A 16,260-nucleotide genomic window follows, 5' to 3' on the forward strand; every position below is an offset into this window, starting at 1 on the left:
CATATTATCTCCGTCATTTCTTTGAAATTCATCACAAAATAAAACACACCACGCGGCAAAAAACGACGCCCTGTTGGCTATTTTTTGCTGGCGACAAGCCCAATGAAAAAGCTCACCGTATTCGCAAAGATTCAACTAATTGCGTAATACGGAGCAAAAAATGGCAAACGTACAGGAGTGGCAAACACTCGCCAACAAAGAACTCAGCCGACGGGACAAAACCGTCGAATCGCTGGAACGACAAACGGCGGAAGGGATTGCCATCAAGCCGCTGTACACTGAGGCTGACCTCGATAATCTGGAAGTAACAGGCACACTCCCCGGCCTGCCGCCTTACGTACGTGGCCCGAGAGCAACCATGTATACCGCGCAACCGTGGACCATTCGGCAGTACGCCGGTTTCTCCACCGCTAAAGAGTCCAACGCTTTTTACCGCCGTAACCTCGCCGCGGGTCAAAAAGGGCTTTCCGTCGCCTTTGACCTTGCCACCCACCGGGGCTATGACTCAGACAATCCACGTGTAGCAGGCGACGTTGGGAAGGCAGGCGTAGCTATCGATACCGTAGAAGACATGAAAGTCCTGTTCGACCAGATCCCGCTCGATAAGATGTCAGTGTCGATGACCATGAACGGCGCGGTGCTGCCAGTGCTGGCGTTTTATATTGTGGCCGCAGAGGAGCAAGGTGTATCACCGGAGCTACTCACCGGTACCATCCAGAATGACATTCTGAAAGAGTACCTGTGCCGTAACACCTATATTTACCCACCGAAACCTTCAATGCGCATTATCGCCGACATCATCGCCTGGTGCTCAGGCAACATGCCGCGTTTTAATACCATCAGCATCAGTGGTTACCACATGGGCGAAGCCGGAGCCAACTGCGTTCAGCAGGTGGCGTTTACGCTGGCTGATGGCATTGAATACATCAAAGCCGCACTCTCTGCCGGGTTAAAAATCGACGATTTCGCCCCACGTTTGTCATTCTTCTTCGGCATCGGCATGGATCTGTTTATGAACGTCGCCATGCTACGCGCCGCGCGCTATCTGTGGAGCGAGGCAGTCAGCGGTTTTGGCGCGACAAACCCGAAATCATTAGCCCTGCGCACCCACTGCCAGACTTCCGGCTGGAGCCTGACCGAACAGGATCCTTATAACAACGTAGTCCGCACCACTATTGAAGCGCTCGGCGCCACACTTGGCGGCACACAGTCTTTACACACCAACGCCTTTGATGAAGCGCTCGGTCTGCCTACTGATTTCTCCGCACGTATTGCACGTAATACGCAGATCATTATTCAGGAGGAGTCGGAAATCTGCCGTACCGTTGATCCGCTGGCCGGATCGTATTACGTCGAGTCGTTAACCGATCAAATCGTCAAACAGGCGCGCGCGATCATTCAACAGATTGATAAGGCGGGCGGGATGGCGAAAGCGATCGAAGCCGGATTGCCGAAACGCATGATCGAAGAAGCCTCTGCCCGTGAGCAGTCGCTGATCGACCAGGGCAAGCGCGTCATTGTTGGGGTTAACAAGTACAAACTGGATAAAGAGGATGAAACGTCGGTACTGGAAATTGACAACGTCAAAGTGCGCAACGAACAGATCGCGTCTCTGGAGCACATCCGTGCCACCCGCGATGATGCCGCAGTCAAAGCGGCGCTAAACGCGCTCACCCACGCCGCGCAGCATAATGAAAACTTGCTTGCCGCTGCAGTCTGCGCTGCCCGCGTTCGCGCCACGCTCGGGGAAATCTCCGACGCACTGGAAGCCGCCTTTGACCGTTATCTGGTGCCAAGCCAGTGCGTCACTGGCGTGATTGCGCAAAGTTACCACCAGTCCGATAAATCCGCCTGCGAATTTGATGCCATCCTTGCGCAAACCGAACAGTTCCTGGCAGACAATGGTCGTCGCCCACGCATTCTGATCGCCAAAATGGGGCAGGACGGCCACGATCGCGGCGCGAAAGTGATCGCCAGCGCCTATTCCGATCTCGGTTTCGATGTCGATCTCAGTCCAATGTTCTCCACCCCGGAAGAAATAGCCCGTCTGGCGATCGAAAATGATGTGCATGTGATCGGCGCATCTTCACTGGCGGCGGGTCATAAAACCTTGATCCCGGAACTGGTCACCGCACTCAAAGGCTGGGGACGAGAAGATATCTGCGTGGTGGCTGGAGGTGTTATCCCGCCGCAGGATTACGCTTTCCTGCAAGAGCGCGGCGTGGCGGCCATATATGGCCCCGGCACACCAATGCTCGACAGCGTCCGCGATGTATTAACCCGTATCAGTCAACATCATGATTAACACCACCACGCTTGAAGACACCATCCAGCGCTTGCGTATGGGCGATCGCGCCACACTCGCTCAGGCCATGACGCTGGTGGAGAGCCACCATCCGCGACACCAGGCGCTAAGCACGCAATTGCTGGACGCCATTATGCCATTCACTGGTAACGCCCTGCGTCTGGGAATTACCGGCACTCCTGGCGCGGGCAAAAGTACCTTTTTGGAAGCGTTCGGCATGTTGCTGATCCGCCAGGGACTGCGGGTGGCGGTGATTGCCGTCGATCCCAGCAGTCCGGTCAGCGGCGGCAGCATTCTTGGCGATAAGACCCGGATGACGGAACTGGCACGCGCAGAGGCAGCGTTTATTCGCCCGGTCCCCTCCAGTGGCCATCTGGGGGGGACCAGCCAACGCGCACGTGAGTTAATGCTGTTGTGCGAAGCGGCGGGCTTCAACGTGGTAATTGTTGAAACCGTTGGTGTTGGACAGTCCGAAACTGAAGTGGCCCGCATGGTCGATTGCTTTATCTCGCTACAAATCGCCGGTGGCGGGGACGATCTGCAGGGGATCAAAAAAGGCATCATGGAGATGGCAGACCTGATTGTCATCAATAAGGACGACGGTGAAAACCGGGCCAGCGTCGCCATCGCCCGCCATATGTATGAATCTGCCCTGCATATTCTGCGCCGTAAGTACGACGAGTGGCAACCGCAGGCTCTGGCCTGTAGCGCACTGGAAAAACGAGGCATTGAGGAAATCTGGCAGGCGATAACCGACTTCAAAACATCTCTTACCGCCAGCGGCCGACTGGAAAAAGTTCGCCAACAGCAGTCTGTGGACTGGTTACAAAAACAGGCCGAAGAAGAGGCGCTTCACCTGCTGTTTGCGCGCGCTGATTTCGACCGTTACTTCCAGCAAACGCTACAGTCGGTCAAAAACCATGATCTTTCGCCGCGCACCGGCCTGCGGCATATCAGCGAATTTATCCAGCATCATTACTTTGAATAAAGAGAACATTATGTCTTATCAATACGTCAACGTTGTCATCATCCAGAAAGTCGCGGTCATCGAATTCAATTATGCCCGCAAGCTCAATGCCCTGAGTAAAGTGTTTATCGATGATCTGATGCAGGCGCTGAGCGACCTCAACCGCCCGGAAATTCGCTGTATTATCCTGCGCGCGCCGAGCGGGGCAAAAGTGTTCTCTGCCGGGCATGACATTCATGAACTCCCCGCCGGACGTCGCGATCCGCTCTCTTATGACGATCCACTGCGCCAGATCACCCGCATGATCCAAAAATACCCAAAACCCGTGATCTCCATGGTCGAGGGCAGCGTCTGGGGCGGTGCGTTTGAGATGATCATGAGTTCCGATCTGATCATCGCCGCCGAAACCTCCACCTTCTCGATGACGCCGGTCAACCTCGGCGTACCGTATAACCTGGTGGGTATTCACAACCTGACCCGCGATGCGGGATTCCATATCGTCAAAGAGCTGATTTTTACCGCCTCCCCTATTACGGCGCAACGCGCAATGGCGGTCGGGATCCTTAACCATGTGGTCCCTACTGATGAACTGGAAGATTTCACTCTACAAATGGCACACCACATCTCGGAAAAGGCGCCACTGGCAATAGCCGTTATCAAAGAAGAGCTACGCGTGCTGGGCGAGGCGCACACCATGAATTCAGATGAATTTGAGCGGATCCAGGGCATGCGCCGCGCAGTTTATGACAGCGAGGACTATCAGGAAGGGATGAATGCGTTTATGGAAAAACGCAAACCTAACTTTGTAGGTCATTAATCACACGGGGGAAAGGAGATCGCCATGAAACGGATGAGTGCCGAAAAAGCGGCAGAGATTATCCAGCACGATGATATGGTCGCGTTCAGCGGCTTTACGCCAGCAGGTTCACCAAAAGCGTTACCTGCTGCGATTGCCCGACGTGCCAGCGAGCTGCATCAGGACGGACAGTCCTTTCAGATCCGCCTGCTGACCGGGGCGTCCATTAGCGCGGCCGCTGACGATGCGCTATCAGAGGCTGATGCTGTTTCCTGGCGCGCCCCTTATCAAACCTCTTCCGGCCTGCGTCAGAAAATTAATCAGGGTCAGGTGAAATTTGTCGATCTCCATCTGAGTGAAGTCGCTCAGATGGTAAATTACGGCTTTTTTGGCGATATCGATGTTGCCGTCATTGAAGCCTCCGCTATCGCACCGGATGGTCGGATTTGGCTTTCCAGCGGAATTGGCAATGCGCCAACCTGGCTGCTGCGAGCAAAAAAAGTGATTATTGAGTTGAATCACTATCATAATCCACGCGTCTCAGAGTTGGCCGACATTGTTATTCCGGGCGCTCCGCCGCGCCGTAACAGCGTTCCCATCTTTCATACTATGGATCGCGTAGGCAGCCAGTGCGTTCAGATTGACCCGAAGAAGGTTGTCGCCGTGGTAGATACTGAGCTTCCCGATGCCGGAAATGCATCGGATAAAACCAACCCAGTCTGCCAGCAAATTGCTGATAATGTAGTGGCCTTTCTGCTGACAGAAATGGCGCACAAACGTATCCCGCCTGAGTTCCTGCCGTTACAAAGCGGCGTCGGCAATATTAACAACGCGGTGATGGCACGACTTGGTGAGAACCCGGATATCCCGCCTTTTATGATGTACTCAGAGGTGTTGCAGGAGTCCGTTGTACATCTGCTGGAAACGGGAAAAATCACTGGCGCCAGTGCCTCAAGCCTGACGGTTTCCGCAAATTCACTGGAGAAGATCTACGACAACATGGATTTCTTCAGCAACCGGATTGTGCTTCGTCCGCAGGAGATCTCCAATAACCCTGAGATCATCCGTAGACTTGGGGTGATCGCGCTAAACGTCGGGCTGGAGTTTGATATCTACGGTCATGCCAACTCCACGCACGTCGCAGGAGTGAACCTGATGAACGGCATTGGCGGCAGCGGTGATTTCGAACGCAATGCCTATCTGTCTATCTTCATGGCTCCGTCCATTGCCAAAGGCGGAAAAATTTCGACAATCGTCCCCATGTGCAGTCACGTTGATCACAGTGAACATAGCGTAAAAGTGATCGTTACCGAGCAAGGAATCGCCGATCTGCGCGGGTTATCACCGTTGCAACGGGCGCACACCATTATCGAAAACTGCGCGCATCCCCTTTATCGGGACTACCTGCACCAGTATCTGGAGAAAGCGCCTGGTGGGCATATCCATCACGATCTCAGTCATGCGTTTGATCTGCACCGCAACTTAATAGAGAGTGGCTCAATGCTGGGTTAATTTGCCATGCCGTCACGATCTTCAACAATGTGCTGTAGCATTGTGGCGGTATAGCGATGATTTTTCAGCGAATAGAGAAATTCCTGCATGTACATTGGACTACCGGGCGCATCGAAATATTTCAGCGTCGCCGGATTCACCAGTCGCCAGGCAAAATGGGGAATCACTGTCAGAAACTGCCCGCGCTCGACTGCGCTTATCTTGGCCATAAAGCTGTATGGACGGTAGATGATTGTCGGGTGGATCCCACACGGGCGCATATATGCATCGATCATCGCCTCAAAGTTAGCCCGATTCTGAAAGCGCATTTGCAGCCAGGGTAACTCGCGCAGCAGATCCTGCGGCTGTTTTTCTTCATAACGTCGGGAAACCAGAAACCCCAGACGCAGCGGTGGCAACTCGCTGACCGTCATATTTTCCAGTCCTTGCACACGAGGTGAAACGTGCTGAGGTGAAATAATAAAGTCCAGTTGCCTGTCGAACAGATTATCAATTACCCCATTCTCACTGAACTCAACAGCCTGAGCGGTCACGCCATCGTACTTGTCGCCAAGACTAATCAGTTGGTCAAAAATAATGGTGGGATAGGTATTGTCGATGCCGATGACGACATCTCGCGAGCGACGAGAGGAATTATTAATTTCATTATCAATAGCAGATAGACGTTGATAGACGGGAAACAGTTTCTGATACAGCTCCTGCCCCGCTTTGTTCAGACTGATGTTGTTATCTTTCCGGGTAAACAACGTATAGCCGATTTGCTCTTCCAGTGCGGCAATGCTTTTACCAAAGGGCGATGCGGTCATGTGTATTTTTTCTGCTGCTCTGGCGATGTTATTGGTTTGCGCCAACAGAATAAAATTCCGCATCTTTTTCGAGATAAAAATATCCATAGTCACCTCATAAAATCACTATGGCATATCCTCATGCAGACAAATAAAAGACTCGCGACGCGGTCTCACTTTTACAGTTGTTCACAGAAAAAGCCCGGCTGATTAGCCGGGCCTGAAATGGTTATTGCGTCTTTGTTGGTGTTGCCGTTGGCTGGCTCGCTGCAGGCTCTATCTGAAAGACCACATCCACCTGATCGTCAAACTGAATGACCGGTTGTTCGTAGGTTTCCTGAGCTGATGGCGCAGGTGCCGCGTCAGCTTTCATCATCCGTACCATTGGGCTCGGTTGATAGTTAGAGACATGGTAACGCACGCTATAAACCGGGCCCAGCTTGCTGTTGAAGCCGGCAGCCAGCTCCTGTGCCTGATGAACAGCATCATCAATAGCCGCTTTACGCGCTTTGTCTTTGTAGGCATCCGGTTGGGCAACGCCCAGCGATACCGAACGGATCTCATTCAGACCTGCTTTCAACGCGCCATCCAGCAGTGCGTTAAGTTTATCCAACTGACGCAGTGTGACTTCAACGGTACGCACCGCGCGATAGCCTTTGAGTACGCTTTTACCGTTCTGGTAATCGTAGTCTGGTTGTGTACGCAGGTTTGCTGAGCTGATGTCCTTCTTCGCTATCTGATTCTGCTCAAGGAAGGAAAGATATTGCGCCACACGATCGTCGGCCTGTTTCTTTGCTGATGCAGCGTCCTTCGCTGCCACGTTGACTTCGATCGCCAGAGTTGCGATATCAGGCGTTGCATCTACGCTTGCCGTTCCTGAAGTCACGATGTGCGGTCCGTTCGGCAATTCATTTGCCTGTACCGATAGTGCACTGAATCCGACTAATGCCGCCAGGGCCATCACTTTGAACTTCACTCTCGTTCCTCCATGTTACATTAATTACCCCGAAACTCAGGGCACATGCAGGCAAGCTTAGCGGATCTCAGCCTGTTGTCCATCAGACAACACTTAGAGTCTGGCCCATCAGGTGTCCTTGTTACAGCCAGTCTGGGCACAGACAACGCGGAAAAACAGGAGCTTATACATAGTAAGTGAGGATGTTGATCACTGCCCATGGTCAAAATGGCAAATAGAATAACCTAATGGGCCAGACTTTTAGTTGAACAGGGCGTGAACATGCCCAACACCCTCTTTCGCCAGTTGAAAAGCGATAAACCACATCACTAATCCCACCAGCGTATTAATGATACGCTGAGCTTTAGCCGTGCGCAGTCGCGGCGCCAGCCAGGCTGCCAGCAGCGCCAGTCCGAAGAACCACAGGAACGATGCGCTAACGGTTCCCAGCGCAAACCAACGCTTAGGCTCAACGTCCAGTTGACCGCCCAGACTTCCCAACACCACAAAGGTGTCCAGATAGACGTGAGGGTTGAGCCAGGTTACTGCCAGCATGGTGGCGATAATCTTCCAGCGCCCTTGCTTCATTACCTCAGCACTGGCCAGTTCCAGATTGCTGCTCATTGCTGTTTTTAACGCCCCGAAACCGTACCAGAGTAAGAACGCCACGCCCCCCCAGGTCACCAGAGCCATCAGCCATGGCGACTGCATCAGCAATGCACTACCGCCAAAAATTCCTGCGCAGATCAACACTAAATCGCTGATGGCGCAGAGTAAGGCAATCATGATGTGATACTGGCGGCGAATGCCCTGATTCATTACGAATGCGTTTTGTGGGCCAAGCGGAAGTATCATGGCTGCGCCAAGCACAAGCCCTTGAAAATAATACGATAACACGTTAATCATCCCGAACTGTTTCTCTTAGAAGCAGACTATAGCGCGGGAATATCATTAGCGGAAATTGATAATTTTAATTGGTGATAAGAGCAGCTAATAACGATAATTTAAAGAAAGGCCGGCAAACCGGCCTTGTACTGATTACTCTGCTGCGTTCTCTTTAACACGCTTGAAATTCACGTCCATCTGCGGATACGGGAAACTGATACCATTGGCATCAAATTCGCGCTTGATGCGCTCCAGCACATCCCAGTAGACGCTTTGCAGATCGCTGCTATTGCTCCAGACACGCACCACAAAGTTAATGGAGGACGCACCCAGTTCATTCAGGCGCACCGTCATTTCGCGATCTTTCAGGATACGATCGTCAGACTGGATGATATCGGTAAGGATTTTTTTCACCTGATCAATATCAGAGTCATACGCCACGCCAATGATAAATTCGTTACGGCGAACCGGTTCACGTGAGAAGTTAATGATATTCCCGGCGATAATCTTACCGTTCGGAATAACAACAATCTTGCCGTCTAAGGTACGCATGGTGGTTGAGAAAATCTGCACGTTGAGCACGGTTCCGGCGACACCGCCGAGATCAACATACTCACCAGCGCGAAAAGGACGGAACATCACCAACAACACACCAGCGGCAAGGTTAGACAGTGAACCTTGCAAGGCCAGACCTACGGCTAAACCCGCGGCACCGAGAACAGCAATCACCGAGGCCGTTTGCACTCCAACGCGCCCCAGAGCGGCGATCAGCGTGAATGCAATAATACCGTAGCGCACCAGTGCAGAGAGGAAGTCAGCAACGGTCGCATCAATTTGACGCGCAACCATCACACGGTTAATGGTGTTAGAGACAACACGCGCCACAATCATCCCGATGATGATAATAGCGATAGCCGCAACGATGTTAACGGCATAACTCAGCAGCAGAGCCTGGTTACGTACCAGCCAGGTGCCCGCACCATTTATGCTGTCGACAACATTCAAATCTTCCATTCAATATTCCTTTTATGCTTACCCAATTGGGAGAACTAAAGCCGCCCCACAGGAGCTGGCAATCAGACAAGGTTAAACAAAAAACGTCATTGTTGCCAAATTGATCACAAAATTTTTGTCGTCAGCATATTGTAATCATAAAAAAGGCCCGCGTTTGCGGGCCTCATGTCACGTTGAGCAGGGGTCAATTACAGAACGTCAACCGCGTTCAGTTCTTTGAAAGCCTGTTCCAGACGGGTGATCATCGTTGCCTGACCAGCACGCAGCCATACGCGCGGATCGTAGTATTTTTTGTTCGGCTGATCTTCGCCTTTCGGGTTGCCCAGCTGGCCCTGCAGGTAAGCTTCGTTCGCTTTGTAGTAGTTCAGAACACCTTCCCAGGTAGCCCACTGGGTATCGGTATCGATGTTCATTTTCACTACGCCGTAGCTTACGGAGTCTTTGATTTCCTGAGCAGTCGAACCGGAACCACCGTGGAATACGAAGTTCAGGCTGTTGTGCGGCAGGTTATGTTTCTTAGAAACATAGTCCTGAGAGTCGCGCAGGATAGTCGGGGTCAGAACCACGTTACCCGGCTTGTACACGCCATGTACGTTACCGAAAGAAGCCGCGATGGTGAAACGCGGGCTGATTTTGCTCAGCTCGGTGTACGCGTAATCAACGTCTTCCGGCTGGGTATACAGTGCAGAAGCGTCCATGTGGCTGTTGTCCACGCCGTCTTCTTCACCACCGGTGCAACCCAGTTCGATTTCCAGGGTCATGCCCATTTTGGACATACGCGCCAGGTATTTGGAGCAGATTTCGATGTTCTCTTCCAGAGACTCTTCAGACAGGTCGATCATGTGAGAAGAGAACAGTGGTTTACCGGTTGCAGCAAAGTGTTTTTCACCCGCGTCCAGCAGACCGTCGATCCACGGCAGCAGTTTCTTCGCGCAGTGGTCAGTGTGCAGGATAACCGGAACACCGTAGTGTTCAGCCATCTGGTGAACGTGATGTGCGCCAGAGATAGCACCCAGGATTGCAGCACCCTGAGGAACGTCAGACTTCACACCTTTACCGGCGATGAAAGAAGCACCACCGTTGGAGAACTGTACGATTACCGGCGCTTTAACTTTTGCAGCGGTTTCCAGAACGGCGTTGATGGAGTCGGTACCTACGCAGTTAACGGCTGGCAGAGCAAAGTTGTTTTCTTTTGCTACCTGGAAAACTTTCTGTACGTCATCACCAGTGATTACGCCCGGTTTTACGAAATCAAAAATTTTAGACATGTTGCGAGTCCTGTATCTTCGGCCTTGGAAAGGGGGCGCGCTCTAAAAGCGCGCTAAAAATTGGGCAGGTTATCCCTGCCCATTAGTGTCTTACTTTTTAGCACGCTCTTCGAGCATTGCTACTGCTGGCAGTACTTTACCTTCCACGAATTCGAGGAATGCGCCGCCACCAGTGGAGATGTAGGAGATTTTGTCAGCGATGCCGAACAGGTCGATAGCTGCCAGAGTATCGCCGCCGCCTGCGATAGAGAACGCTTCGCTGTCTGCGATGGCGTTAGCCACAATTTCAGTCCCTTTGCGGAAATTCGGGAATTCGAACACACCTACCGGACCGTTCCACAGAATGGTTTTTGCATTCTTCAGGATTTCAGCCAGTTGCTGTGCAGATGCGTCACCGATATCCAGGATCTGCTCGTCTTCTTTCACGTCGTTAACGGATTTCAGCGTAGCAGGTGCGGTTTCAGAAAACTCGGTCGCAACACGAACGTCAGCCGGAACCGGAATATCACAGATAGTCAGCAGGCGTTTAGCTTCATCAACCAGGTCTGCTTCGTACAGGGATTTACCCACGCTGTGACCCTGCGCGGCAACGAAGGTGTTGGCGATACCACCACCCACGATCAGTTGGTCAGCGATTTTAGACAGGGAATCCAGAACGGTCAGTTTGGTAGAAACTTTAGAACCACCGACGATGGCAACCATCGGACGAGCAGGTTCTTTCAGAGCTTTACCCAGCGCATCAAGCTCAGCAGCCAGCAGCGGGCCAGCACATGCTACGTCAGCGAATTTCGCGATACCATGAGTAGAAGCCTGAGCACGGTGAGCAGTACCGAAAGCATCCATTACGAATACGTCACACAGTGCAGCGTATTTTTTGGACAGTGCTTCGTCATCTTTCTTCTCGCCTTTGTTAAAGCGAACGTTTTCCAGAACCACCAGCTCACCGGCAGCAACATCAACGCCGTCCAGGTAATCTTTCACCAGGCGAACCGGGTTAGACAGTTTGTCTTTCAGGTAGTTAACAACCGGCAGAAGAGAGAATTCTTCGTTGTACTCGCCTTCGGTAGGACGACCCAGGTGGGAAGTTACCATCACTTTTGCACCCTGCTTCAGGGCCAGTTCGATGGTCGGCAGGGAAGCACGGATACGCGCATCGCTGGTTACTTTCCCTTCTTTAACTGGTACGTTCAGATCCGCACGGATAAAAACACGTTTACCAGCAAGATCCAGATCGGTCATCTTAATTACAGACATGGTGAATCCTCTCGTTGATTCTTAAAGTTTTGCAAGCGCTCACGCGCCTTACCTGAAACCAATAGCAGCCATAGCTAACGTTGTGTCGAGCATACGATTAGCAAAGCCCCATTCATTATCGCACCAGACCAATGTTTTGATCAGGTGAGCGCCACTTACGCGCGTTTGAGTACCATCAACGATGGCGCTGTGCGGGTCGTGGTTAAAATCTACAGAGACCAACGGTAATTCCGTATAGTCAACTATACCATGAAATGCACCTTGTGCTGCTTTTTGCAGCAACTGGTTGACTTCACTGGCTTTTACAGGTTTTTTCACCGTCACGCTTAAGTCGATCGCCGTCACATTTATGGTCGGTACACGTACCGCAATCGCCTCAAAACGATCGTTAAATTGCGGGAAAATTCGCGTGATACCCGCTGCCAGTTTGGTATCGACCGGAATAATCGACTGGCTGGCTGCTCTCGTGCGGCGCAGGTCAGGATGGTAGGCATCGATAACCTGTTGATCGTGCATCGCAGAGTGGATCGTCGTGACAGTACCAGACTCAATGCCGTAAGCATCATCCAGCAATTTAATGACGGGAATTATGCAATTCGTGGTGCAGGAGGCGTTGGAAACGATCCGGTGTTCAGCGCGCAGCTGTTCCTGATTAACGCCAAACACAACGGTTGCATCGATGTCGTGACTACCTGGATGTGAAAAGAGCACTTTTTTGGCGCCAGCGGCGATATGCGCCTCGCCGTGTTCGCGGCTACCGAAGACCCCCGTACAGTCCAGCACAACGTCAACACCCAGTTCGCGCCATGGAAGCGCATCGAGTGTTCGCTCATGCAGGATGCGAATCGCGTCGTCGCCAACAATGAGCTGGTCACGCTCCTGGCGAACATCCCAGGCAAAACGTCCATGGCTGGTGTCATATTTCAACAAATGCGCCATGCCAGCGGCATCCGCCAGTTCGTTGATTGCCACCACGGTGATTTCCGCCCGACGCCCGGATTCGTACAAAGCACGAACCACGTTACGTCCGATGCGACCGAAACCATTAATCGCTACGCGTACGGTCATAGGTCTCCTGCAAGGATTTCTCAGAAACGATGTGGCTGACAGAGTAATGCAGCAAACCGCTCAGGAAAACCTTACCTGTCGCAAACTGCGACTGATTGATTAATTGTCGAACATTTAATCGACTGAAACGCTTCAGCTAGAATAAGCGAAACAAGGAATAAAAGGAATGATTGTCCAGCAACAGAACGCAGTTATCTGACTTACGTCACATTTTAAAGCCCTTCATCGCTAAATTTATTCCATATCCCAGAATTGTGAATAAGCGTAGCAAGATAATTTCGTTGCCGTATCACAAATCCTGATTTATATCAGAAAGCTCCCTTACCTGCGTCTATATTATCAGCGCTACGTCCGAGTCTCGGAGTCCCCAATCTATGGCCACATTTTACCCCCACTCATCTGAAGCTCGCTTCCACGCGTTGCGTTTATTACCCGGTCAGGAAGTTTTTGCCCAACTGCACGCTTTTGTACAACAGCATCAGCTCCAGGCTGCCTGGATAGCCGGTTGTACCGGGAGTCTGACCAACATAGCCTTACGCTATGCAGGGCGCGAAGAAACTACATTAGTGACCGGAATATGGGAAGTCATCTCCCTGAACGGTACGCTTGAGCTCACCGGAGAGCACCTTCATCTCTCGGTATCCGACCCACAAGGCGCGATGCTGGGAGGCCATATGATGGCTGGCTGCACCGTGCGTACCACGTTGGAACTGGTTATTGGCGAGCTGACAAGTCTGGCTTTTAGCCGTCAGCCCTGCGTTGTTTCCGGCTATGACGAACTGGTTATCTCATCCCGCTAACGCTTCACTTTAAAGAGGTCTTTTATGGCGCGTCGCCAATTTTCCAGCCAGTCACTGGTACTGATTGTCATTGCTATAGCGATCAATATGGTCGGTGGACAGCTCATCAGTATGTTGAAACTGCCTATTTTTCTCGACTCCATTGGCACCTTAATCAGCGCGGTGCTGTTAGGCCCGATTGTAGGGATGCTGACAGGATTACTTACCAATCTGCTCTGGGGGTTATTGACCGATCCTATCGCCGCAGCCTTTGCTCCCGTGGCAATGGTTATCGGACTGGTTGCCGGATGGCTGGCGCGGGCAGGATGGTTTCGTACCTTACCGAAAGTGGTGGTCAGTGGCGTGATTATTACCCTGGCCGTCACAATCGTCGCCGTACCTATCCGCACCACTCTTTTTGGTGGTGTCACCGGCAGCGGTGCCGATTTATTTGTCGCCTGGATGCATTCCGTCGGTCAGAACCTGGTGGAGTCCGTTGCCATCACCGTCATCGGTGCGAATCTGGTCGATAAAATTCTGACGGCGGTGATCGTCTGGATACTGTTGCGTCAGCTTCCGTTGCGCACAACGCGTCATTTTCCAACGATGTCTGCAGTGCGTTAAATGCATCCGTTTACCTCGTTGACCTTATGGGCGTTTGCCGCCTGCTCGACGTTACTGCTACCGGCAGGAATACCGCTTACCGTTTACAGCCTGGCGATGTTTCTCTGTTTGCTGAGCATAAAAGCAACGCGCCCCCGGGCGAAATATGTGGTCTGGCTGATGCTCCCCTTAGGGTTTGGGCTGTGGCTGGTACACGGAGGATGGTTGACGGAGTGGATCAGCGGTCAACCACGCACGCCAGAACGCTGGGCCGGAGCCGTCACGCTGTGGCTACGGATCCTGGCGATTGTATCAACGTCACAGATGTGGATGCAGTACGTACCGGTATCGCGGTTTATTCGCGCCCTGTTCGCCTCCCGCCTGCCCCCCGGCGTCGCCTATCTGTTCGCAGGTCCGCTACTGGTCGTCGAGCAGCTCAAACGGCAGTTGGCGATCATTCATGAGGCTCAACGTGCTCGCGGCGTACCGCTGGATGAGCGCTGGTATCAGCGCTTGCGTGCCATACCTGCACTTATTGTGCCGTTAACACATAATGCGCTAAACGATCTGGTTGTACGCGGCGCAGCGCTGGACATGCGGGCATTTCGCCTGCACCGCAGACGAACCACGCTTTGGGCACCAGAAGACAGTACATTACAGTGCATCGCCCGGTACACCATGGTGTTCGCCATGCTGACAGAAGCAGGAGTGTGGATATGGTTACGCTAGAGCAGTTTCGCTATATCCCAACACACGCCACGCGTCCGCCAGCCTGCTTTGAGTTTCACTACTCAGCGCCTGGCATGATCGCGATTTTTGGGGATAACGGCAGCGGTAAAAGTACGCTGGCACAGCTGATGGCGGGCTGGTACCCGGATTTTCTTCCCGGAGAAATTGAGGGCAAAGGTACACTGCTGGGTAATCCCGTCGGGGAGGTGTCGCTCGTGGAGCAATCCTGCACCATCCAGCTTGTGCAGCAATCGCCTTATTTACAGCTTTCCGGGTGTACTTTTAGCGTAGAGGAGGAGGTGGCATTCGGCCCGGAAAACCTCAGCCTGGACGAAGCGGAGATAATGCGCCGAATTGACAAGGCACTTACGCTGACTGAATGTCAATCACTGCGTCATCGCCATCCAGCTACGCTTTCAGGCGGCGAAACTCAACGGGTTGTCATTGCCAGCGCCCTCGCGATGCAACCTAAGATATTAATACTGGATGAGGCTTTCAGTCGTCTGACGTCACAGGCCACCGACATGCTGTTGGAGCGCTTGCAACAATGGGCACAGATACAACATTCATTGGTCGTACTTTTCGAGCGTAATCACTCCCCTTTTCTGAGCCAGTGCCAGCGGGCCTGGCAATTGCGCAACGGAGCTTTATTCCCCTTATGTTAACGCTGAATCAGGTCACCTATCGCTGGCCAAACGCTAATGAAGACTGTTTGCGCGATGTTTCGTTAGTGCTTAGAGAAGGTGAATGGCTGGCGCTAACTGGCGATAATGGTGCAGGCAAATCCACGCTGCTGCGTGTAATGGCAGGGCTTTTGCCTCCCTCATCGGGTGAGATTACCCTGCAGAACATGCCCATTGCGCAACTAAAAAACCGTGAACGAGCCAAAATTCTCGGGGTACTGTTTCAGGAAGCAGAAAATCAAATTTTTCACAGCAAGGTAGCTGAAGAAGTGGCCTTTGGCTTACGGTTACAGAAGCGCCCTGCAACGGAGATTGCGCAACGCACCACAGCAGCACTGCAATTATGCGGGTTAGAGGACGTCGCCGACGCACATCCACTGGATTTGCACACAGCGCAGCGACGTATGGTCGCCGTCGCCAGCCTGGAAGCCCTCGCCCCCGCAATTTTGCTGCTTGATGAACCCAGCCGGGATTTTGATTCGCACTGGCTGAGCATATTTGAAAACTGGCTTTCAGTATGCCGCAAGAGGGGAACCAGCGTTGTCGCAATCAGTCATGACGCTGCTTTCACACAGCGCCATTTTGCCAGCGTAGTGCGTCTTGAATCCGGTCAATTAATCACGGAACTGCCCTGATGAGCAAAAAAAACGGGCCGCC

Annotated in this window: 16 protein-coding genes; 9 read left to right on the plus strand and 7 right to left on the minus strand. The window is 52.4% G+C overall.

What is annotated here, in order from left to right; genetic code table 11:
• Nucleotides 1-160: 160 nt before the first annotated feature.
• From scpA to scpC, 4 genes are read left to right on the plus strand one after another with little or no spacing between them, the layout of a single operon-like run.
• Complete coding sequence (gene scpA, locus OGX98_RS12495; protein ID WP_048220589.1) at nucleotides 161-2,305, plus strand: methylmalonyl-CoA mutase; 2,145 nt, start codon at nucleotides 161-163, stop codon at nucleotides 2,303-2,305.
• Nucleotides 2,298-3,293, plus strand: a complete 996-nt coding sequence (meaB, locus tag OGX98_RS12500; protein ID WP_286595350.1) for a methylmalonyl Co-A mutase-associated GTPase MeaB — start codon at nucleotides 2,298-2,300, stop codon at nucleotides 3,291-3,293. Before scpA ends, meaB begins: the two co-directional genes overlap by 8 nt.
• 10 nt (nucleotides 3,294-3,303) lie before the next feature.
• Nucleotides 3,304-4,089 (plus strand): methylmalonyl-CoA decarboxylase, encoded by a 786-nt coding sequence (scpB, locus tag OGX98_RS12505; protein WP_045447321.1) that lies wholly within the window; start codon nucleotides 3,304-3,306, stop codon nucleotides 4,087-4,089.
• 24 nt (nucleotides 4,090-4,113) lie between these two features.
• The gene (gene scpC / locus OGX98_RS12510; RefSeq protein WP_286595351.1) at nucleotides 4,114-5,580 is read left to right on the plus strand and encodes a succinyl-CoA:acetate CoA-transferase ScpC; all 1,467 of its coding nucleotides are present in this window, start codon (nucleotides 4,114-4,116) and stop codon (nucleotides 5,578-5,580) included.
• On the opposite strand, the gene srsR is transcribed toward scpC, so the two are convergent.
• The 7 genes from srsR to epd all read right to left on the minus strand — a co-directional run bounded on the left by srsR (nucleotide 5,577) and on the right by epd (nucleotide 12,809).
• Nucleotides 5,577-6,473, minus strand: coding sequence for a LysR family transcriptional regulator SrsR (gene srsR, locus OGX98_RS12515; RefSeq protein ID WP_045447326.1), 897 nt, complete (start codon nucleotides 6,471-6,473; stop codon nucleotides 5,577-5,579). The genes scpC and srsR overlap by 4 nt on opposite strands.
• A 121-nt stretch (nucleotides 6,474-6,594) precedes the next feature.
• Nucleotides 6,595-7,341 (minus strand): oxidative stress defense protein, encoded by a 747-nt coding sequence (locus tag OGX98_RS12520; RefSeq protein WP_045447329.1) that lies wholly within the window; start codon nucleotides 7,339-7,341, stop codon nucleotides 6,595-6,597.
• 240 nt (nucleotides 7,342-7,581) lie between these two features.
• Nucleotides 7,582-8,217 (minus strand): arginine exporter ArgO, encoded by a 636-nt coding sequence (argO, locus tag OGX98_RS12525; RefSeq protein WP_045449774.1) that lies wholly within the window; start codon nucleotides 8,215-8,217, stop codon nucleotides 7,582-7,584.
• Between the two features lie 141 nt (nucleotides 8,218-8,358).
• On the minus strand, nucleotides 8,359-9,219 hold the full coding sequence (locus OGX98_RS12530; RefSeq protein ID WP_200041824.1) for a small-conductance mechanosensitive channel MscS: 861 nt from the start codon (nucleotides 9,217-9,219) through the stop codon (nucleotides 8,359-8,361).
• Between the two features lie 188 nt (nucleotides 9,220-9,407).
• Nucleotides 9,408-10,487 (minus strand): class II fructose-bisphosphate aldolase, encoded by a 1,080-nt coding sequence (gene fbaA, locus OGX98_RS12535; protein ID WP_003027029.1) that lies wholly within the window; start codon nucleotides 10,485-10,487, stop codon nucleotides 9,408-9,410.
• Between the two features lie 90 nt (nucleotides 10,488-10,577).
• Nucleotides 10,578-11,741, minus strand: coding sequence for a phosphoglycerate kinase (pgk, locus tag OGX98_RS12540; RefSeq protein ID WP_045447335.1), 1,164 nt, complete (start codon nucleotides 11,739-11,741; stop codon nucleotides 10,578-10,580).
• A gap of 48 nt (nucleotides 11,742-11,789) precedes the next feature.
• Entirely contained in the window at nucleotides 11,790-12,809 is a 1,020-nt protein-coding gene (gene epd / locus OGX98_RS12545) for an erythrose-4-phosphate dehydrogenase (RefSeq protein WP_045447338.1), read from the minus strand.
• A gap of 374 nt (nucleotides 12,810-13,183) precedes the next feature.
• On the opposite strand from epd, the gene OGX98_RS12550 reads away from it, so the two are divergent.
• Genes OGX98_RS12550 through OGX98_RS12570 form a run of 5 tightly spaced genes read left to right on the plus strand, consistent with a single transcriptional unit; the run spans nucleotide 13,184 to nucleotide 16,238 of the window.
• Nucleotides 13,184-13,609 carry a PPC domain-containing DNA-binding protein gene (locus tag OGX98_RS12550; protein WP_286595352.1) on the plus strand — a complete coding sequence of 142 codons (426 nt, stop codon included), beginning with the start codon at nucleotides 13,184-13,186 and terminating at the stop codon, nucleotides 13,607-13,609.
• A 24-nt stretch (nucleotides 13,610-13,633) separates the two neighbouring features.
• Nucleotides 13,634-14,212, plus strand: coding sequence for an ECF transporter S component (locus OGX98_RS12555; RefSeq protein ID WP_045447343.1), 579 nt, complete (start codon nucleotides 13,634-13,636; stop codon nucleotides 14,210-14,212).
• Nucleotides 14,213-14,920 (plus strand): energy-coupling factor transporter transmembrane component T, encoded by a 708-nt coding sequence (locus OGX98_RS12560; RefSeq protein ID WP_045447346.1) that lies wholly within the window; start codon nucleotides 14,213-14,215, stop codon nucleotides 14,918-14,920.
• Complete coding sequence (locus OGX98_RS12565) at nucleotides 14,908-15,585, plus strand: ABC transporter ATP-binding protein (protein ID WP_286595353.1); 678 nt, start codon at nucleotides 14,908-14,910, stop codon at nucleotides 15,583-15,585. Before OGX98_RS12560 ends, OGX98_RS12565 begins: the two co-directional genes overlap by 13 nt.
• Nucleotides 15,579-16,238, plus strand: a complete 660-nt coding sequence (locus OGX98_RS12570; protein WP_286595354.1) for an ABC transporter ATP-binding protein — start codon at nucleotides 15,579-15,581, stop codon at nucleotides 16,236-16,238. Before OGX98_RS12565 ends, OGX98_RS12570 begins: the two co-directional genes overlap by 7 nt.
• Nucleotides 16,239-16,260: the final 22 nt, after the last annotated feature.

This window comes from Citrobacter sp. Cm046, from assembly GCF_030333065.1.
GTDB lineage: Bacteria > Pseudomonadota > Gammaproteobacteria > Enterobacterales > Enterobacteriaceae > Citrobacter > Citrobacter murliniae.